Here is an 18,121-nt window from a genome sequence, read left to right as displayed (position 1 = left end):
TGACCGAGTTGCTTGGCTGTTCCAGCCAGGTCTGCATCCTCCCCGGTTCCGATTTGCCTGCGCAGTTCTTCCGCTGCCTGGCGCAAACCGCGAATGGATGTCTCAAGCGACAGCAATAGTTCCGCCGTCTGGGAAATCCGCTCTTCCGGGGTAATCAAAGTCATGTTTGCCTGTGACCTCATGCGTGAGTTTTTCCGCACGAGAGAAAAGAAAAACGGCCACCGGGTTTCCCCGGGGCCGTTGCCCACTTCTTCTAGCATGACACACTTGGTACGTGAAAAAGTGCGCAAAGTCAATGCTTTGCGCAACGGAGGCGCAACGGGCACCGTTCAGAATCTCCTATGAAATTCTTAACGGCACCACTGTCCTGACGGGCATCGCGCCTTTTAAACTGGGCTCAGGCCGCGTCAGAAATGGTCGGAAGACTCCATCGAAACCCCACCAATTCTTCGCTTCTGGTCCACAGTGCCGCTTGCTTTTTGCGATCCAGCGCATGATCCATGACCTTGGCATCGCTCACCGGACCGCGCGCCTCGCGCATCTTTTGCGGCCCGTAATAGGCGCCACGTTTGGCTTCCGTTCCTGCCGCCGCCAGAACCGTCGGGGTGGCTCCGGCCTCAGGACTTTGCGCCAACATTTTGTTGGTCAATGCCATGAGACCCTTCAGAACTCCCTTGGGTCCAGTGCTTTGCAGGTTTGTCTCGGTGTATCCCGGGTGGCAAGCGATACAGGATGCCTTGCTGCCCGAGGTCTTGAGGCGGCGATCTAACTCGAAAGCAAACATCAGGTTGGCCAGTTTACTCTGGGCATAGGCCTTGGTTGGCGAGTATTTCTGGTCCGACATAAGGTCATCCAGATCCAGCGGCCTGAATTTATGAGCCATGCTCGACAGGACTACAATCCGACCCTCAGCCACCTCAACCAAATCCAGTAAAAGTCCGGTCCACAGGAAATGACCCAAATGGTTGGCCCCCATTTGCAGGTCAAAGCCGTCTACTGTCTTTGTCTGCGGCGTCATCATGATGCCCGCGTTGTTGATCAGCGCGTCAATCTTGCTGTAGCGGCCGCGCAGCTCTTCGGCTGCACTACGAACTGAAGACAGATCAGATAGGTCCATCAAGATCAGATCCAATTTGCCTTTGACGCGGGCGGAAAGCTTGCGTTGCGCAGCTTCACCTTTTTCGCGCGACCGGCATACCATGACGATGTTTCCGCCCTTTTCGCCAAGCATCCGCGCAGCTTCAAATCCGATGCCGGAATTCGCCCCTGTAATCACGAAGGTTCTGCCGGTCAGATCGGGCAGTTGCGCGTGCGTCCAATTCGCAAATCCGGAATCGCTGATTTTCTGTTCCATAGTTCAATCCTGAGGTAAGGCTAGTTGGAGGCAACCCAGTCGTGTATCTTATTTACAATTTGGACCCAAAATGTCAAATACGAAAATGCCCAAAGATAGCAACGCCCTGAATGTTCTGACACTTTTTGCAAATTACGGGTTCCGCAAAGCGTCGATGAATGAAATCGCAACCGCTGCCGGACTGTCTCGACAGTCGATCTACAACCAGTTCGGCTCAAAGGAGGCTGTTCTGGATTGGGCGGTGACCAGTTTCCTGGACACGATTACCGACAGGGCACTCCACTGCCTTGGTACGGCAGACGCCCCAGCAACACAGACACTTGTTTCAGCATATCAGGCTTGGATCGGCGATCACCTTCCCCTGGTGCGCGGAACTCCGCATGGAGCCGAGCTTCTGGACCAGACAAAATCTGCGGCCGAAAGCTCCACGCGCGACTATGAAGGGGAGTTCACCCGAGCTATCGAGACGTTCCTTTTGACCCGGGGCATGGCACCGTCTGAAGAGGCGGCCAAGGACGCAGCCTATGTGCTCAACCTCGCCTCAAAGGGTTTGCTGCTTAAGGTCGGCACACCGGATGACTATGCTCGAAGTCTGGAACGCGTGATCAACGTTCTGTTCCGCTGAATACTTGACATTCCTCGGAACCCCTGCTTGACATTTGACGTCTAAACCTGCATCTGCCCCAAATTACAGCGCCACTGCGTGAGCTTTAGCGGACAAGACCGCCCCAACAGCGCGCTGAACATCTCCCAGTTCCCCTTCACGCAGGGTTCCTGAAGCGACGACCGGATGGTACAGGGTTCGCCTGTGCGTCCCGAGGTCTCGCCTAACCCTGCCGGTCTCGCAATTTGCGGGATCAAACGCTATTGTCCGTGGCTGTCCTTTCGCCATGGATTGCAAAGGAATGATACTTGTTCGACTTCGACATGCTGGGCCTTGCCCCGGCCCTGAATGAAGCGCTGGAACGCGCCAATTTCACCCAACCGACTCCAATCCAGAACCAAGCGATCCCGTTGGCCCTTCAAGGCCACGATATCCTCGGGCTGGCCCAAACTGGCACCGGAAAAACGCTGGCCTTTGGCCTGCCTCTGATCGATCACCTACTGGCACAACCTGGAAAACCTGCGCCGAAAACGGTCAAAGCCCTAATCTTGGCACCTACCCGTGAACTGGTGAACCAGATTGCGGAAAGCCTTCGCAACCTGACCAAGAAAACGAAACTGCGCGTGGCCACCGTGGTCGGCGGGCAATCCATCGGCAAGCAGATCTCTTTCCTGTCACGCGGGACCGATATTCTGGTCGCCACGCCGGGCCGCCTGATCGACCTAATGGAGCGCGGTGCCGTCGACCTCAGCTCGGTCCGCCATCTGGTTCTGGATGAGGCCGACCAGATGCTGGACATGGGCTTTATCCACGCCCTGCGCAAAATCGAGCCCGCACTGGGTACGCCGCGCCAGACCATGCTGTTCTCGGCCACGATGCCGAAACTGATGGAAGAACTCAGCCAATCCTACCTGAACAACCCACAGCGCGTACAAGTCTCGCCCCCGGGCAAGGCTGCGGACAAGATCACGCAATCCGTGCATTTTCTCGACAGGGCCGAAAAACCGCGGAAACTGCGCGAGATTCTGTCTGCAGACATGGACGCCCTGACTTTGGTCTTTGCCCGCACTAAGCACGGGGCAGAGAAATTGATGAAAGGTCTTGTGGCGGATGGCTTCAATGCCGCCTCGATCCACGGAAACAAAAGCCAAGGTCAGCGCGACCGCGCAATCAAGGCGTTCCGCGCCGGAGAGGTCAATGTGCTGGTCGCCACCGATGTCGCCGCGCGGGGGATTGATATTCCCGGCGTCGCTTACGTGATCAACTATGATCTGCCCGAGGTTCCCGACAACTACGTCCACCGGATCGGCCGTACCGCCCGCGCCGGACGTGAGGGTGAAGGCATCGCTTTCTGCGCGCCGGATGAACTGGACCAACTGCGCCAGATTCAGAAACTGATGAAAATCGAAATCCCAGTCGCCAGCGGCACAATGCCTGAGTTCGCCGAACCCAAGAAGCCCCGCAATCGCGGCGGGTTCCGAGGCCGAAAACCGCAGGGGGCCAATTCGGCGTCGAAACCCTCGTCATCCAAACGTCGTCGACCACGCAGACGCCCAGCCGCATAAAAAATGGCCGCGTTTTTAAACGCGGCCCTTTTTCTCAGTTGCTCGAACTGTTTCGTTCGGCCTCAATCTCGCGCCATTTGGCCACGTTGCGGTTGTGCTCGTCCAGAGTTTCCGCAAAGGCGTGCCCGCCTGTTCCATCCGCAACAAAGAAGACATAATCGGTGTCTTCCGGTGCTACGGCGGCTTCAAGACTTGCCAGACCGGGATTGGCAATCGGTGTCGGGGGTAAGCCGTCAATCACGTAGGTATTCCAAGGCGTTGCACGGCGCAGCTCGCTCCTCCGCAGGCCACGACCCAACACGCCCTGACCCTTGGTGACACCATAGATCACTGTCGGGTCTGTCTGCAGCTTCATGCCTTTCTCAAGGCGGTTCACGAAAACGCTGGCCACCTGCCCACGCTCATGCGGAACGCCAGTTTCTTTTTCGATGATCGAGGCCAGGATCAGCATTTCTTCAGGGTTGCTGATCGGCAAACCGTCCTGACGGTTTTCCCATACTGCATTAATCCGCAGCTGCTGCTTTTCCTGCATATCCTGCAGAATGGCCGTTCGGTCATCACCCGGTGACACCTCATAGCTATCCGGAGCCAACATCCCTTCAGCCGGAATTTCGGTCACATCGCCGGTCAGGGCGTCGATCCCCTTCAATGCTTCGGCAATCTGCCACGAGGTCACACCTTCAGCGACCGAAACACGATAGCGCGTATCAGCATCCTGACGCTTTTCGGCGTATTCCGCCGGAGCTTCCTCTTCCGCAGCCTCAAAATTGGCAACCTCAACGAATTCCAGCGTGGACGGATCCAACTCGCGCACACGTGTCTGAACGCGCGTTACGCCTATCCGGTATTCAATCTCAGATCCGCAAGTGCTGGCCCCGCTGCTCGTGATGTCGTCGATGATCTGTTCCATCGACGCACCTTCGCGGACCAGAAAGCTGCCGGCTTTCAGTTGCTGCGCCTTTTCAGTGTAATCCGCAGCCAGCCGGAAGATCAGGGCGTTGCTGATCGCGCCATCGTCCTCAAGCTGCTGGCTGACCGCGGTCATGTTCGAACCGCGCTTCACCTGCAGGCACATGGCGGTTTCCAGCGGGCCTTCGGACTTGTACTGCGACTGGCCCCACACGATCAGACCGCCAACCAAGAACAAGCCGACCACCAGGATGGTCAGCGCGTTCGATGCCAAAGCCCGCCACATTTAGCTGGCCTTTCCGAAGATCACGCTGGCATTGGTGCCACCAAACCCGAACGAGTTCGACAAGGCCACGTTGATCTCACGCTCACGCTTGGCGTTCGGCGCCAAGTCAATCGGTGTCTCAACCGCCGGGTTGTCCAGGTTGATCGTCGGCGGAGCCACCTGATCACGGATCGCGAGGATCGAGAAGATCGCCTCGATCGCGCCAGCAGCGCCCAGCAGGTGGCCAGTGGCCGATTTGGTCGAGGTCATTGTGGCGTTGCTGGCGTGCTCACCCAGCAGCCGCTCTACGGCACCCAGCTCAATCGTATCCGCCATGGTCGAGGTGCCATGCGCGTTGATGTAGTCCAGATCTTTCGGCTCTAGCCCGGCGCTGCGCAGTGCGGCTTTCATTGAACGTTCAGCCCCGTCGCCATCCTCAGACGGTGCTGTGATGTGATAAGCGTCGCCGGACATGCCATAGCCCAGCACCTCAGCATAAATCTTGGCGCCACGTGCCTTAGCGTGTTCGTATTCTTCCAGAATAACGATGCCTGCGCCCTCACCCATGACGAACCCATCACGGTCGATGTCATAGGGACGGCTGGCTTTCTTCGGATCGTCGGCATACTTGGTCGACAGCGCTTTGCACGCGTTGAAGCCGGCGATACCGATTTCGCAGATGCAGCCTTCGCCACCACCTGCAACCATCACGTCAGCGTCGCCTGCACGGATAATGCGGCTGGCATCACCAATCGCATGCGCACCCGTCGAACAGGCAGTCACGACAGAGTGGTTAGGCCCTTTGAACCCGTGACGGATCGACACTTGACCCGAGGCGAGGTTGATCAGAGCACCAGGGATAAAGAACGGTGACACCCGACGCGGACCTTTGTCGCGGATCAGGTTCGCGGTGTTTGCGATGGACCCCAGTCCACCGATGCCCGAGCCGATCAGGACGCCTGTGCGCAGACGCGCGTCTTCGTCTTCGGGCAGCCAATCGGCATCTTTGCAGGCCATTTCCGCAGCTGCGATGGAATAAAGGATGAAGTCCTCGATCTTGCGCTGCTCTTTCGGAGGCATCCAGTCGTCTGGGTTGAATGTTCCGTTGGTGCCGTCTCCGCGCGGCACTTCGCAGGCATAGGTCGTGGTGACCCCGCTTGCCTCAGCATCGAACTGAGTGATCGGACCCGCACCGGATTCTCCGTCCAGCAGCCGCGACCAAGTTTCCTCGACCCCGCTGGCCAACGGAGTGACCAATCCCAGACCGGTTACAACGACTCTGCGCATGAAATGCCTCTTGCCTGCTTCCTGTTTGAGAAACGCTCATACCCCGGCCCGGGGTCCGGGGGCAAGAGCAACGGTTTATTCCCTTCCGGCATCATCCCGCCAAAACCTAGAGAAAACTCATTCAACGTTTCTCAGAAGGTTCCGAAAGGAAAAAACCGCCCCCTGCCCATTCAGGCAGATGGCGGTTTTTCCCATAACTGTTTCTTACTGGAACTGTGCGACCGGCTCATGCGCGGTTTTGGCCACGTCCAGCGCTTCTTCCAGGCTCAACGACTTACGGAACAGCGCCCTCCCGACAATCGCACCCGAGATATTGTGGATATAAGCCAATCGCGAGATATCGTCTGCCGTCCGTACTACACCGCTGGCGATAACCGGCGTCCGGGATTTTTCTGCAATGCCCGAGATCAGACCCAGCTGCGCCTCGACATCTTCCATATCACTGTCGATATCCGTCACCACAATTGCGGCAAACGGAGTATCCGCAAAGGCTTCGATGAACGCTTCCGGCGTAAAGGCGCTCTGACTGCGCCAACCCTCAGTCATTACAAAGCCTTGCCAGACGTCCACCGCCAGAACGATCTGATCTGGATAAAGCTTAGCCAACTCTTTCACCAGAATGGGGTCTCGCGCGGCAAGCGTGCCGATCACGATCCGGCCTGCGCCTTTGTCGATCCAATGCTCGATCTGCTCGCGTGAGCGCATACCACCGGCAAGCTGCACCGGCATCTCGGCCGAGCGGATGATCTCTTCGACCAGTTCGGCGTTGGTATCGCGGCCCTCGATCGCGTCGAAATCCGTCAACTGCATCCATTCGGCCCCGGCGGTCGACCAGCTGCGCGCTGTTTCTACCGGGTCCACATGCCAGATCATGGCGTTGTCCAGACGGCCCTTGTCCAATGTCACACATCGGCCGTTCTGCAGTTCCATAGTGGGATAAATCCTCATGAGCCCGCTCCTCCGCTCACACGCATTGCAATCCAGTGTAGCATACACACCAGATCGCCCCCAGATTTTACTAGTTTCGGCAAACTGAGGACATTTTGCGGCATCGCAGCGGAGGGATTTACATGCGCTTCGGCGGCCCGTTTCGGCGCAGCAACACAACCTTGGTACCGTTGTATTCGGCCTCTCGCATTGGGATGTAACCCAGCTTGTCGGCCAGCTTTTGTGAGGCGGAATTCGCCGAATTTACCAATGCAACCAATGGTCCCGGCATAATGCGGTCAAACCAATCATGCGCCGCTTGGGCAGCCTCTATGCCCAAACCTTGACCCTGCGCCTCTGGAATCAGAATCCATCCGGCTTCGGGAAAACTATCAAAATCTTCCCCCAGCGCTCGGTTTCCATAGAAAAACCCAGCCTGGCCGATCATCTGGCGATTCGATTGCTGCAAAATAGCCCATTGCCCAAACCCGGCCATTTGCCAGTGCCCGGCGTTGCGAAGGAAGGAGTCCCAAGCTTCACCGCGCGAGCGTGGCTTGCCGCCAATGTGACGCACGATGCATGGGTTGCGCCATATCTCGGCGAACCGGTTAAAATCTTCTGGTCGCATGGCGCTTAGCATCAAGCGTGCCGTGTTTATCGTCGGGGTGGATCGTATCATGCCCTGCCCGCTCGGAAATTTGCCTCAGTTTAAACTGTGCTTATCGAAAAAGCGTCAAGCAAGGATGAATTTACGGCAGGCATGAAAAAACGGCGCCTCCGTTGCCCGGAAGCGCCGCTTTTAAGGGTTTGAAGCGATTAGGACGCTTCAGAGATGAATTTGACGGCGTCGCCAAAGGTCTGGATGGTTTCGGCTGCGTCATCCGGGATCTCAATGCCGAACTCTTCTTCGAAGGCCATAACCAGCTCAACGGTGTCCAGGCTGTCTGCGCCCAGATCGTCGATGAAGGAAGCGTTTTCAGCTACTTTGTCTTCTTCAACACCCAGGTGCTCAACAACGATCTTTTTAACGCGATCTGCGACGTCGCTCATGTCTATTCCTCATTCCGTTTCAGGGCGTAGTGCCCGGTTCAGCCCTTGCCCGCTCAGGCTGGCTTTGATTTGCCCGGTCCGGGCGGTTGGGTCCCGGAAGACCGGGAAAGTAGAAGGCCGACCAATCGGTCGACCCCTGCATAGATGCGCCGCCTATAGCACAGACAACGCCCGAGGCAAACGCTTTCGCGCCCGCCCCAGCATGCGATCACAACATGGCCATACCGCCATTCACATGCAAGGTTGTTCCTGTGATATATCCAGCTTCGGGGCTTGCAAGATACAGAACTGCTGCGGCAATTTCCGACGGTTCGCCCATACGGCCGGCCGGAACTTGGTTCAGAATGCCGGATTTTTGATCGTCGGTCAGCTTGTCGGTCATCGCCGTTGTGATGAAGCCCGGGGCAACAGCGTTGGCTGTGATTCCGCGGCTGGCGACCTCGTAGGCCAGCGACTTGGTCATACCGACCATACCCGCCTTGGACGCGGCGTAGTTTACCTGACCCGGATTGCCCGTCGCGCCGACCACGGACGAGATGTTGATGATCCGGCCCCAGCGCGCCTTCATCATGCCGCGCAGAACGCCTTTGCACAGCTTGGCGGTGGCGGTCAGGTTCACATCGATGACGCTCTGCCATTCCTCGTCCGACATGCGCATGAACAGGTTGTCCCGCGTGATGCCCGCGTTGTTGACCAGAATGTCGACCGAACCCATCGCTTCCGCTGCCTGCTTTGGCAGGGCTGCAACAGCCTCGGGATCGCTCAGGTTGCAGGGCAGCACATGGGCGCGTTCCCCCAGTTCATCCGCCAGCGCCTGCAGCGGCTCGACCCGCGTACCGGACAGCCCAACAGTAGCCCCCGCGCCGTGCAGAGCGCGCGCGATATCGCCCCCGATACCACCCGAAGCGCCAGTGATCAGCGCGTTCTTACCTGTCAAATCAAACATTCGATTTCCCTTTTGGTGCGTCCGTTGGGACTCTTATCTAACTTACGATTCGGCCTGCGTGACCTTTTGCACGTCGTCCGGCGTGCTGATGGCTTTGCCAGCGATGTCGCGGTTGATCTTGCGGATCATGCCCGACAGCGCCTTGCCCGCGCCGATCTCCCATGTCTCGGTCACGCCTTGCGCCGCCATGTACTGCACGCTTTCACGCCAGCGAACCGAGCCGGTAACCTGCTCGACCAGCAATTGACGGATCAGGTCAGGATCGGTGACCGCCTCGGCGCGCACATTGGCAACCAACGGCACAGTGGGAGCCTTGATCTCCACGGTGGCCAAAGCTTCGGCCATCACGTCAGCAGCGGGCTGCATCAGAGCACAATGGAACGGAGCGCTCACAGGCAGCATCACTGCCCGCTTGGCACCTTTTTCCTTGGCGATCTCTGCCGCGCGCTCAACAGCGGCTTTAGAGCCCGAGACCACAACCTGCGTGGGATCGTTGTCATTCGCGGCTTGACAGACCTCACCCTGCGCGGCCTCTTCAGCAACGGCACGGACGGCGTCCAGATCTAGGCCCAGAATGGCGGCCATCGCGCCCTCGCCAACCGGGACCGCGCTTTGCATCGCCTGACCACGCGTGCGCAGCAGGCGGGCAGCATCGGCTACTGCCAACGAGCCCGCAGCGGCCAGAGCCGAATATTCGCCCAGCGAATGACCAGCGACAAAAGCCGCATCGGTTACCGAAACACCCTCAGCCTCAAGCGCGCGTATCGCGGCGATCGAGGTCGCCATCAGCGCGGGTTGAGCGTTTTGCGTCAGCGTCAGGTCCGCAATGTCACCTTCCCAAATCAGGCTGCTCAGCTTTTCATCCAGCGCCTCGTCGACCTCGTCGAACACAGCCTGAGCTGCTGGGTATGCCTCGGCCAGAGCCTTGCCCATCCCAATGGTTTGGGCGCCCTGCCCCGGAAATACGAATGCGCGTGTCATTGCGACCTCTTGGATGACGTTAGGTTGCGGCGGGGTGTAAACCGTGTGACCGCGCGGCACAAGCATTGCCTGATCTCTGCACTTGGACACGCTTACTGTGCGCACCTCGCTATTGAGTCCTGATCCCATAGCTTTACGTTGGGCGCAACCACCTCACCCCGGAGCAAATTATGCCGTCGACGAACACCTTCTCTAGCTATGGCAGTGTCACCAAGACCTTTCATTGGCTGACCGCCCTGCTGATCTTCACGGCCTTGCCGTTGGGCTGGATCGCCAATGATCTGGCGCATGCAATTTACGATCCGTCGGTGCCAACCACCGAGGACGATATCGCGCAGGCCGCCCGCCTTTTCTCGCTACATAAAACCGTTGGCGTTACTGTTTTCTTTATCGCTCTTGCCCGCATCCTTTGGGCTGTCATACAGACAAAGCCCGGGCTGCTGAACGCAGACAACAAACCCGAAGCCTTTGCAGCCGAAACCGTTCACTGGATGCTCTATGCTTCTCTGGTTCTGGTGCCGGCGACTGGCTGGTTACACCACGCTGCAGCAGAAGGGTTCGCCCCGATCCTGTGGCCCTTTGGACAGAACCTGCCTTTCGTGCCTAAATCACCCGAACTTGCCGAGGTCACAGCTGGGTTGCACTGGATGTTCATCTGGGTTTTGGCGGGCTCGCTGGCGCTGCACATTGCCGGAGCCATCAAGCACCACGTGATCGACAAGGACAGCACCCTCCGCCGCATGTTGCCCGGCCAGTCCGATGCGCCCGAACCGCCTAAGCAGCACCATTCCTCCGTGCCTGCCGTCGCAGCTTTGGCGGTTTGGTTGGCCGTTCTGACCGGCGGATGGTTCATCGGCGTTTTCTCTGACCACTCGACCGCGACGACTGACACGGCAGAATTAACCGAGGTGCAATCGGACTGGCAGGTACGGGATGGCAACTTGTCCATCACCATCACCCAACTGGGCAGTCCGGTAACCGGCAGTTTCTCTGATTGGACGGCTGCAATTGCCTTTGAGGACCCGGCAGAACCGGGACTGGCCGGAACAGTGGACGTCACGATTGGCATTACGTCGCTGAGCCTTGGTACCGTCACAAGTCAGGCCATGGGTGCCGATTTCTTCAACAGCGAACAATTCCCGACTGCCCAGTTCAAAGCCGATATCTACAAAACGGATACCGGGTACGAGGCGCGTGGCCCACTGACAATTCGTGACAAGTCCATGGACGTTGTGTTGCCCTTTGCATTGGACCTACAGGACAATACCGCCACAGTATCTGGTCAACTGGAGTTGAACCGGATGGATTTCGATGTCGGCACATCCCAGCCGACCGAAGAATCGCTGGGTTTTGGCGTCGTCGTATCTGTCGATCTGACAGCTGAGCGTCAGGAATAAAAAAAACCGCCGGGGCAGCGCCCCCGGCGGTTTCACTTCAGATGATTGGAAGCGGCTTACTCAGCCTTCTGTGCCTCAATCGAAATCTTAACTTCAACCTCGTCACCGACGAACGGCGCGAATTGGCCCAGATCGAAATCGCTGCGCACCAGAGTAGTCGTCGCATCGAAACCAGCCCAAGGCTTGTTTGCCATCGGGTGATCTGCCACCTGGTTCAGCTTGGCGTCCAGAACCACCGATTTGGTGACACCGTTCATGGTCAGATCGCCGGTGATGTTGGCGGTGTTCTCACCAGTCACCTCAATTCCGGTTGAGGTGAAGGTCACAAGATCGCCTTCGGCTGCGCCAAAGAAATCTTCGGTCATAAAGTGATCTTCGCGTGGCTTCCAGCCGGTGAACATCTCAACTACGGGCATCGAAACGGTAACGCTGGACGCGGCAGGATCTTCTTGGTCGAACATGATCTCGCCCTCAAAGCCCGAGAACATGCCGGTTGTGGTAGAAAAGCCCAGATGATTGTAGCTGAAGACGACCTGGCTGTGGCTGGGGTCCAAAACGTATTTCTCGGCGCTGGCAAATGCCGACGTCGCCGAAACGGCCAGTGCAGCAGCAAGAAGGGTGGATTTCATGATAATCTCCGCAATTTTGTGGATGCAAACCGAATGGGTTGCTCGATAACGAAAATGTGCTGCCCAAGGGCAGCACACAAGGTATATTATCTCACATTTTCTGTTCCTAGATGAACAGAATAAAATTCAGGCGAAGATTGTTACACTTCCGCTCAGTTGCCCCTTGAGCGCCCGGCTGACATCCGCCGATTGAAGCGGCAGTTTCATCAGCAGGCTGCCATCCACATCGTAAAGTTCGACTTGATCATCCGCGAAGCGGGCGCCACCCAGCGTGTCGTAGCTACGGCGCAACACGGTTTGCGGGCGTCCGTTTTCGTTCTTTTGTAGTACCCGAACCTCTCGCCGGATCGGATCGAAATAGGCGTCCGGGCGGGCATCCAGCAGTTGGATGGTCAGGAGGCTGACACCGACCAGCAAAAACAACAGCGACGCGGCAAGTTTGATGGGCCATACTTCGGCCGCCATTGCAGAACCAGGCACAAGCCACATGGAAAATGCCATCACTACCAGAAAGGCCCCAACAAGGCGGGCCAGAACCATGCGAACCTTCCAGTTCGGAGCGAATGCAATAAGAACAGGTACTGATTTCTCATAGCGCCCGGCGTCTGCGGACTCTTGGAATGTATTCGTATTTATCGCACTCATATCTGTCACCCTGTTTTCAGGTTGCCGTTCTGGGCTCCGAATGCTCGGATAGTCCCCGGTATGCAAAACAACTTTGAGCCGAAAAGCGTCAGGAATTGGGCAGCGCAATGTTAATTGGGTGTTAATAGCAGGACACCACAAAGGCGAAGTTGCGGGCTTGCCCCCCACGCTGAAACGTGTATATCGGGCCATCCTTCGCAAATCACATGAATCGCGCAGCCTCTCGTGGCAGGGTCGCGAAGGTCCAAATGGCCCCGCCTATGAAATGCGCCTTGATAGAAACAGGAGTGCACATGCCACTGTATGAGCATGTAATGATCGCGCGTCAGGATTTGTCCAACGCGCAGGCAGAAAGCCTTGTCGAACACTTCGGCACCGTTCTGGCTGACAACGGCGGCAACGTCGTCGAAAGCGAGTACTGGGGTGTCAAGACAATGGCCTACAAGATCAACAAGAACCGCAAAGGCCACTATGCCTTCCTGAAGACCGACGCCCCTGCTGGCGCCGTTCAGGAAATGGAACGCCTGATGCGCCTGCATGATGACGTCATGCGCGTTCTGACCATCAAGGTCGACGAGCATGCCGAGGGCCCCTCGGTCCAGATGCAGAAGCGCGATGAGCGCGAAGGCCGCCGCGAGCGCCGCTGATCAACGCCTGACGAAAGGACATAAACCATGGCCGCAAAACCATTTTTCCGCCGCCGCAAGGTCTGCCCGTTCTCGGGTGAGAACGCGCCGAAAATCGACTACAAAGACACTCGTCTGCTGCAGCGCTACATCTCTGAGCGTGGCAAGATCGTACCTTCGCGCATCACCGCCGTTTCGGCGAAAAAGCAGCGTGAACTGGCCCGTGCTATCAAGCGCGCCCGCTTCCTCGCCCTGCTGCCCTACGCCGTGAAGTAAGGAGAGACTGACATGCAAGTTATCCTTCTGGAACGCGTCGCGAAACTGGGTCAGATGGGCGACGTCGTTGACGTCAAGCCCGGCTACGCCCGCAACTTCCTGCTGCCCCAAGGCAAAGCTCTGAGCGCATCGGACGCCAACATCGCGTCATTCGAAGCCCAGAAAGCGCAGCTTGAGGCCCGCAACCTGGAAACCAAGAAAGAAGCTGAAGCACTGGCTGAAAAGCTGGACGGTCAGCAGTTCATCGTGATTCGCTCGGCATCGGATGCCGGCGCTCTGTACGGCTCGGTCACTCCGCGTGACGCTGCAGACGCCGCGACCGAAGCTGGTTTCACCGTCGATAAGAAACAGATCGCCCTGATCGCACCGATCAAGGAACTGGGTCTGCACTCGCTGGCAGTCAAACTGCACCCCGAGGTCGAAGTTGAGATCAAGATGAACGTCGCTCGTTCGGAAGAAGAAGCCGAACTGCAGGCGTCGGGCAAGTCGATCCAGGAACTGGCTGCTGAAGAAGAAGCTGCTGCAGAATTCGAAATCGCCGAGCTGTTCGATGATATCGGTTCAGCCGCTTCGGACGATGAAGAGCTGGTAGCTGAAGAAGCACCTGCTGAAGAAGACGAAGCCAAAGCCTGATCTGGCATTGTAAATTTTGAGAAGGCCGCACAATTGTGCGGCCTTTTTTTGTGCCCGCACCAGGCGGCAAAATTCAGCCAGATTTTAGACCTACGGTTGCAGCTGGCGCGCTGTCTTCTATCATCGCGCATTGAAATTTGGAGTACACAGATGACATCTTATTTGCGCCGTGGCGTGCTGGCCATGTTGCTTACGATCCCCTTCGCCGCCTGCGGCGGACCGGAAACACCGACACAGGTTGCATTTGATCCTCCTCTGTATCCCAATGAAACTCCTGAACTGCGCGCCTCAATCAACAAGTGGGCAGATCACTACGAGTTGCCGCGAGAGCTTGTTCATAAACTGGCAGTCCGCGAAAGCACCCATCGCCCCTGGGCCGTGAACCGCCCCTACTACGGCCTGTTGCAAATCCTGCCAGCGACAGCACGCTCGATGGGGTATACAGGAAATGCTCAGGGCCTCCTGGATGCGGACACCAACCTTGAATTTGCTGGCAAGTACCTGCGCGGCGCTTGGTTGTTGTCGGACGGAGATCAGCAACGGGCAATATTTCTGTACGCAAAGGGATATTGGCCGGAAGCCAAAGCCAGAGGCATGCTGGTCGAAACCGGATTGGCGCCCCAATAAATCCATGCATATTCAGGAAAAACAATGGCAGTTAGACGCGAAACCGCGTCAAGATGAGAGGATTTTCGCCTAAACCAAGAAGATTTGCATGTTTCTGTTGCTTGAAGTACGCATTAAGCTTGTGCGATATGAACAATTCCCTTGCAGATACCCCCTAGGTTGACGCAACGTAGGCTAGAAGAAAGACAGACTAGGCGCTTAGGGGGATGAAAGCGTCGTTGTAAAGGTTGGACAGGTGAAACTCATAGACTTGGCCGCGATCGACCATGAGGAGAGGTCGGCTGCAGACATCATAAATTCCGTCTGTGAGGAATTGGGCTTTGATTATGCCTCCTATGCGACCATGAATCCGGTCAAAGGCGACGTGCAGGGCTATGCCAACTATCCAGACGAATGGAAGATTCACTATGGTAGTCATGGCTTCCATCACTTCGACCCAACCTTGTACAAATCCGCTCTCAGCATCGCACCAGTAGATTGGGCGCGGTTCGATCAAGATGAGAAGTTTAACTCTGTATTCCGGGATGCCCATGATTTTGGGATTACCTCGCGCGGGCTGACGGTGCCTGTTCGCGGCCCTTACGGGGAATGCGGGTTGCTGAATGTTACCCGGGATTGTTCTGATGCCGAATGGGAAAGTCTGAAGAAACGCGTCATGGGTGATCTTCAGATGGCCGCAGTTCAAGCACATGATACTGTCATGCAATCTGGTCTTCTCGCCAAAGCACTATACCTACCGGCCCTTTCGACGCGCGAAAAAGAGATCCTGCAATGGGTGGCCGAAGGTAAATCTCAGCAGGACATCGGTGATATCCTCTCAATTTCCCACCGCACCGTTGAAGTTCACATGCGGTCCGGACGCGAAAAACTGGGAGCATTGACCACGCCTCAAGCTATCGGACGGGCTATTGGTCTGGGCCTAATCGCCCCAGGATAAGCAAAAAAACCGCAAAAATACGGGAAACCCCCAATAGTTTCTGGTCACAACTTGGTTAACTCTGAGTTCACGGTAACCAGACTGTAGGGGGATGGAAATGATCATCGTAATTGATGGTATCAACCAACATTTGTTTAGTGATGTCCTGGACGAGATGTTCAAACTTCGGGCCCGCGTGTTCGGAGATCGGCTAGGCTGGGAAGTTAACATCAAGGACGGACGCGAACGCGATATGTTCGACGATCTAAGTCCGGCACATGTCGTTAGCATCGATGACGAGGGGGAAGTCGTCGGATGCATGCGTCTGTTGCAGACAACCGGTCCACACATGCTTGCCGACGTTTTCAACTCGATCCTGGACGGTGAACCGCCGCTTCGCAGTTCACAAGTGTGGGAAGCAACCCGGTTTTGCGTCGATACTAAAAAGCTCGGCCGCGGGCGAGGAAAGAATTCCGTCTCTTACGTCACCAGCGAAGTTATGATCGGCTCGTTCGAATACGCCAAGACGGCGGGTGTCCTAGACTCGATCGCCGTGATTGACCCTGTGATGAACCGCGTCCTACAGCGCTCAGGAAACGCGCCGTACGACTACCTTGGTACCGCCAAACCGATGGGCAAGGTGGTTGCGATGGCAGCGATGATGGATTGCTCGGATGAGCGGATTTCGGGCATACGCGAATATGCGGGCATCGAGCATGACGTCTTTATGACCGAGGAACAGGCGCTGGCACGTTTCGCCCTCAGCAAAACCGCAAAGCCTGCGAATGTCGATCACAAACCGCTGACCGAACTTGAGAAGTACTTTGTCGAACAAATGCATTCGGCGAGAACGAAAGACGAAGTCAGTGCTGTACTGAAGCTGATCGAAGCGCTTTCGGACCGATTTACGCCAGAGCAGAAAACCGCTCTGCTAAGTACCCCCCGTGCTTTTGCTCATGAGGCCTGACCCCCTCACCTCATAGTACAAAAGCCACCCACCGGAGCCGTCTGATTTACAGACGGCTCCGCTTTTTTTATGCCCATACAGGAATGGGCGGAAGAGGATTACTCCTCTTCCAGTGCCTCAACGGCTTTTTGCAGGTCGTCTTTGCTGACCTCTTTGTCGGCGACCTGAGCCAGTTCGAACACGTAATCGATGACCTTGTCTTCGAAGATCGGCGCGCGCAGCTGCTGCTGCATCTGAGCGTTCTGCTGAACGAACTCAAAGAACTGACGTTCCTGACCAGGATACTGGCGCGCCTGGTTCATGATTGCCTGAGTCATCTCGGCATCGGTCACTTCAACCTCGGCCTTCTGGCCCAGTTCGGCCAGCAACAGGCCCAGACGTACGCGGCGCTCGGCCAGCTTGTTGTGCTCGTCGGTGGGCTCGATCTCACCGTGGTCGTGGCCTTCCACGTCCGGGTTTTCCTCATGGAACAGCTGATGAGCGATCTGCTTGGCTTCGGCTTCAACCAGCGACGGCGGCAAATCGAACGAGACTTTGTCGTCCAGCGCGTCCAACAGGGCGCGCTTCATCACTGCGCGCGATGCACCGTTGTACTCGGCTTCCAGACGCTCGGCAATCTGACCTTTCAGACCCGCTAGATCTTCGGCACCGAATTTGGTGGCCAACTCGTCATTGATCTCGGCAGCGACGGGTTCTTTCACTTCTTTCACGGTACAGGTGAACACAGCGTCTTTACCGGCCAGATGCTCGGCACCGTATTCCTCGGGGAAGGTGACGTTGACGTCTTTTTCTTCATCAGCCTTCACACCAACCAACTGCTCTTCGAAGCCAGGGATGAAGCTGTTGGAACCCAGAACCAGCGGATAGTCTTCGGCCGAACCGCCTTCGAACTCTTCGCCATCTACTTTACCAACGAAGTCGATCACAACCTGATCGCCATCCTTAGCTTTGGAACCCTTGCGGCGCGCTTTGAAGTCCTGCGCGGTTTCCGCTAAGCTGTTCAACGCTTCTTCGATGGCTGCGTCGTCGGCTTTAACGACCAGTTTTTCCAACTCGACCGACTTCAGGTCTACCTCGGGGATTTCCGGCAGCGCCTCATAGGACATCTCGACTTGAACGTCGTCGCCCTCTTTCCAGTCTTCGTTGGTCATTTTGACCTGCGGCTGCAGAGCCGGACGGTCACCGCTGTCTTCGAAGTGCTTGTTCATGGCGCCGTCGATGCTTTCCTGCATCGCTTCGCCTAGCAGGCGCTGGCCAAACTGCTTTTTCAGCAGCGCCATCGGCACCTTGCCTTTGCGGAAGCCCTTCATCTCAATCTCAGGCTGCGCTTCGACCAGTTTCTCGTTTACTTTGTCGTCCAACTCAGCTGCGGATACGACGATGTTGTAACCGCGTTTCAGACCTTCGTTCAGCGTCTCGGTAACCTGCATTATGGTAGTCCCCATAGGATTCGGGGCGCGCAAAACGGCGCGCCGGGCAAATTTGACGCCTTCTATTTGCCCTGTCGCTCGCGTGCA

The 18,121-nt window shown here is 56.8% G+C and carries 20 protein-coding genes; 9 read left to right on the top strand and 11 right to left on the bottom strand.

What is annotated here, in order from left to right; all coding sequences use genetic code 11:
- Positions 1-397: 397 nt before the first annotated feature.
- Positions 398-1,354, bottom strand: a complete 957-nt coding sequence (locus tag ABLN94_RS01270) for an oxidoreductase (RefSeq protein ID WP_352988397.1) — start codon at positions 1,352-1,354, stop codon at positions 398-400.
- A 70-nt stretch (positions 1,355-1,424) separates the two neighbouring features.
- On the opposite strand from ABLN94_RS01270, the gene ABLN94_RS01265 reads away from it, so the two are divergent.
- On the top strand, positions 1,425-1,979 hold the full coding sequence (locus tag ABLN94_RS01265) for a TetR/AcrR family transcriptional regulator (RefSeq protein ID WP_352988395.1): 555 nt from the start codon (positions 1,425-1,427) through the stop codon (positions 1,977-1,979).
- A gap of 287 nt (positions 1,980-2,266) precedes the next feature.
- A complete protein-coding gene (locus ABLN94_RS01260; protein WP_352988394.1) occupies positions 2,267-3,523 on the top strand; it encodes a DEAD/DEAH box helicase in 1,257 nt (418 codons plus the stop codon).
- A 34-nt stretch (positions 3,524-3,557) separates the two neighbouring features.
- Here the strand turns inward: ABLN94_RS01260 and mltG are convergent, their stop codons facing one another.
- From mltG to fabD, 7 genes are all read right to left on the bottom strand, one after another.
- Positions 3,558-4,718, bottom strand: coding sequence for an endolytic transglycosylase MltG (mltG, locus tag ABLN94_RS01255; protein WP_352988392.1), 1,161 nt, complete (start codon positions 4,716-4,718; stop codon positions 3,558-3,560).
- Positions 4,719-5,984, bottom strand: coding sequence for a beta-ketoacyl-ACP synthase II (gene fabF / locus ABLN94_RS01250; protein WP_352988390.1), 1,266 nt, complete (start codon positions 5,982-5,984; stop codon positions 4,719-4,721).
- Positions 5,985-6,188: 204 nt separating this feature from the next.
- Positions 6,189-6,932, bottom strand: a complete 744-nt coding sequence (locus tag ABLN94_RS01245; RefSeq protein WP_352988389.1) for a 1-(5-phosphoribosyl)-5-[(5-phosphoribosylamino)methylideneamino] imidazole-4-carboxamide isomerase — start codon at positions 6,930-6,932, stop codon at positions 6,189-6,191.
- 118 nt (positions 6,933-7,050) lie between these two features.
- On the bottom strand, positions 7,051-7,590 hold the full coding sequence (locus ABLN94_RS01240) for a GNAT family N-acetyltransferase (RefSeq protein WP_352988387.1): 540 nt from the start codon (positions 7,588-7,590) through the stop codon (positions 7,051-7,053).
- Positions 7,591-7,727: 137 nt separating this feature from the next.
- Complete coding sequence (locus ABLN94_RS01235; RefSeq protein WP_008756330.1) at positions 7,728-7,961, bottom strand: acyl carrier protein; 234 nt, start codon at positions 7,959-7,961, stop codon at positions 7,728-7,730.
- A gap of 208 nt (positions 7,962-8,169) precedes the next feature.
- Positions 8,170-8,907: a 3-oxoacyl-[acyl-carrier-protein] reductase gene (fabG, locus tag ABLN94_RS01230; protein ID WP_352988385.1), complete on the bottom strand. Its 738-nt coding sequence runs from the start codon at positions 8,905-8,907 to the stop codon at positions 8,170-8,172.
- A 42-nt stretch (positions 8,908-8,949) separates the two neighbouring features.
- Complete coding sequence (gene fabD, locus ABLN94_RS01225) at positions 8,950-9,888, bottom strand: ACP S-malonyltransferase (protein WP_352988384.1); 939 nt, start codon at positions 9,886-9,888, stop codon at positions 8,950-8,952.
- Positions 9,889-10,058: 170 nt separating this feature from the next.
- Between fabD and ABLN94_RS01220 the strand changes: the two genes are divergently transcribed.
- Complete coding sequence (locus ABLN94_RS01220) at positions 10,059-11,285, top strand: cytochrome b/b6 domain-containing protein (RefSeq protein ID WP_352988382.1); 1,227 nt, start codon at positions 10,059-10,061, stop codon at positions 11,283-11,285.
- Between the two features lie 56 nt (positions 11,286-11,341).
- Here ABLN94_RS01220 and ABLN94_RS01215 read toward each other — a convergent pair whose 3' ends face one another.
- Both ABLN94_RS01215 and ABLN94_RS01210 read right to left on the bottom strand, forming a co-directional pair.
- Positions 11,342-11,914, bottom strand: a complete 573-nt coding sequence (locus tag ABLN94_RS01215; protein ID WP_170489666.1) for a YceI family protein — start codon at positions 11,912-11,914, stop codon at positions 11,342-11,344.
- A gap of 126 nt (positions 11,915-12,040) precedes the next feature.
- Complete coding sequence (locus ABLN94_RS01210) at positions 12,041-12,559, bottom strand: hypothetical protein (RefSeq protein WP_352988380.1); 519 nt, start codon at positions 12,557-12,559, stop codon at positions 12,041-12,043.
- A 293-nt stretch (positions 12,560-12,852) separates the two neighbouring features.
- Here ABLN94_RS01210 and rpsF point away from each other — a divergent pair, with 293 nt between their 5' ends.
- The 6 genes from rpsF to ABLN94_RS01180 all read left to right on the top strand — a co-directional run bounded on the left by rpsF (position 12,853) and on the right by ABLN94_RS01180 (position 16,604).
- Positions 12,853-13,206, top strand: coding sequence for a 30S ribosomal protein S6 (gene rpsF, locus ABLN94_RS01205; protein ID WP_155151103.1), 354 nt, complete (start codon positions 12,853-12,855; stop codon positions 13,204-13,206).
- Positions 13,207-13,233: 27 nt separating this feature from the next.
- A complete protein-coding gene (gene rpsR / locus ABLN94_RS01200; protein WP_005608650.1) occupies positions 13,234-13,461 on the top strand; it encodes a 30S ribosomal protein S18 in 228 nt (75 codons plus the stop codon).
- A 12-nt stretch (positions 13,462-13,473) separates the two neighbouring features.
- The gene (gene rplI, locus ABLN94_RS01195) at positions 13,474-14,094 is read left to right on the top strand and encodes a 50S ribosomal protein L9 (protein WP_170443347.1); all 621 of its coding nucleotides are present in this window, start codon (positions 13,474-13,476) and stop codon (positions 14,092-14,094) included.
- A 150-nt stretch (positions 14,095-14,244) separates the two neighbouring features.
- Positions 14,245-14,721, top strand: coding sequence for a transglycosylase SLT domain-containing protein (locus ABLN94_RS01190; RefSeq protein ID WP_417750493.1), 477 nt, complete (start codon positions 14,245-14,247; stop codon positions 14,719-14,721).
- 235 nt (positions 14,722-14,956) lie between these two features.
- Positions 14,957-15,658, top strand: coding sequence for a helix-turn-helix transcriptional regulator (locus tag ABLN94_RS01185; RefSeq protein ID WP_170489675.1), 702 nt, complete (start codon positions 14,957-14,959; stop codon positions 15,656-15,658).
- A gap of 97 nt (positions 15,659-15,755) precedes the next feature.
- On the top strand, positions 15,756-16,604 hold the full coding sequence (locus tag ABLN94_RS01180; RefSeq protein ID WP_352988376.1) for an acyl-homoserine-lactone synthase: 849 nt from the start codon (positions 15,756-15,758) through the stop codon (positions 16,602-16,604).
- A 98-nt stretch (positions 16,605-16,702) separates the two neighbouring features.
- Here the strand turns inward: ABLN94_RS01180 and tig are convergent, their stop codons facing one another.
- Complete coding sequence (tig, locus tag ABLN94_RS01175) at positions 16,703-18,034, bottom strand: trigger factor (protein WP_352988374.1); 1,332 nt, start codon at positions 18,032-18,034, stop codon at positions 16,703-16,705.
- Between the last annotated feature and the right edge of the window lie 87 nt (positions 18,035-18,121).

The organism is Ruegeria sp. SCP11 (assembly GCF_040329455.1).
Classification (GTDB): domain Bacteria; phylum Pseudomonadota; class Alphaproteobacteria; order Rhodobacterales; family Rhodobacteraceae; genus Ruegeria; species Ruegeria atlantica_E.
The sequence above is the reverse complement of the archived record's forward strand: the minus strand, read 5'-3'. Positions and strand labels throughout refer to the sequence as shown.

Coding starts and splice junctions, on each gene's coding strand:
- ABLN94_RS01215 (WP_170489666.1), bottom strand. CDS start 11,914: ATGAAATCCACCCTTCTTGCTGCTGCACTGGCCGTTTCGGCGACGTCG.
- ABLN94_RS01235 (WP_008756330.1), bottom strand. CDS start 7,961: ATGAGCGACGTCGCAGATCGCGTTAAAAAGATCGTTGTTGAGCACCTG.
- ABLN94_RS01180 (WP_352988376.1), top strand. CDS start 15,756: ATGATCATCGTAATTGATGGTATCAACCAACATTTGTTTAGTGATGTC.
- ABLN94_RS01210 (WP_352988380.1), bottom strand. CDS start 12,559: ATGAGTGCGATAAATACGAATACATTCCAAGAGTCCGCAGACGCCGGG.
- ABLN94_RS01270 (WP_352988397.1), bottom strand. CDS start 1,354: ATGGAACAGAAAATCAGCGATTCCGGATTTGCGAATTGGACGCACGCG.
- rplI (WP_170443347.1), top strand. CDS start 13,474: ATGCAAGTTATCCTTCTGGAACGCGTCGCGAAACTGGGTCAGATGGGC.
- rpsR (WP_005608650.1), top strand. CDS start 13,234: ATGGCCGCAAAACCATTTTTCCGCCGCCGCAAGGTCTGCCCGTTCTCG.
- ABLN94_RS01220 (WP_352988382.1), top strand. CDS start 10,059: ATGCCGTCGACGAACACCTTCTCTAGCTATGGCAGTGTCACCAAGACC.
- fabD (WP_352988384.1), bottom strand. CDS start 9,888: ATGACACGCGCATTCGTATTTCCGGGGCAGGGCGCCCAAACCATTGGG.
- ABLN94_RS01245 (WP_352988389.1), bottom strand. CDS start 6,932: ATGAGGATTTATCCCACTATGGAACTGCAGAACGGCCGATGTGTGACA.
- ABLN94_RS01190 (WP_417750493.1), top strand. CDS start 14,245: ATGACATCTTATTTGCGCCGTGGCGTGCTGGCCATGTTGCTTACGATC.
- tig (WP_352988374.1), bottom strand. CDS start 18,034: ATGCAGGTTACCGAGACGCTGAACGAAGGTCTGAAACGCGGTTACAAC.
- fabF (WP_352988390.1), bottom strand. CDS start 5,984: ATGCGCAGAGTCGTTGTAACCGGTCTGGGATTGGTCACTCCGTTGGCC.
- ABLN94_RS01265 (WP_352988395.1), top strand. CDS start 1,425: ATGTCAAATACGAAAATGCCCAAAGATAGCAACGCCCTGAATGTTCTG.
- ABLN94_RS01240 (WP_352988387.1), bottom strand. CDS start 7,590: ATGATACGATCCACCCCGACGATAAACACGGCACGCTTGATGCTAAGC.
- fabG (WP_352988385.1), bottom strand. CDS start 8,907: ATGTTTGATTTGACAGGTAAGAACGCGCTGATCACTGGCGCTTCGGGT.
- mltG (WP_352988392.1), bottom strand. CDS start 4,718: ATGTGGCGGGCTTTGGCATCGAACGCGCTGACCATCCTGGTGGTCGGC.
- rpsF (WP_155151103.1), top strand. CDS start 12,853: ATGCCACTGTATGAGCATGTAATGATCGCGCGTCAGGATTTGTCCAAC.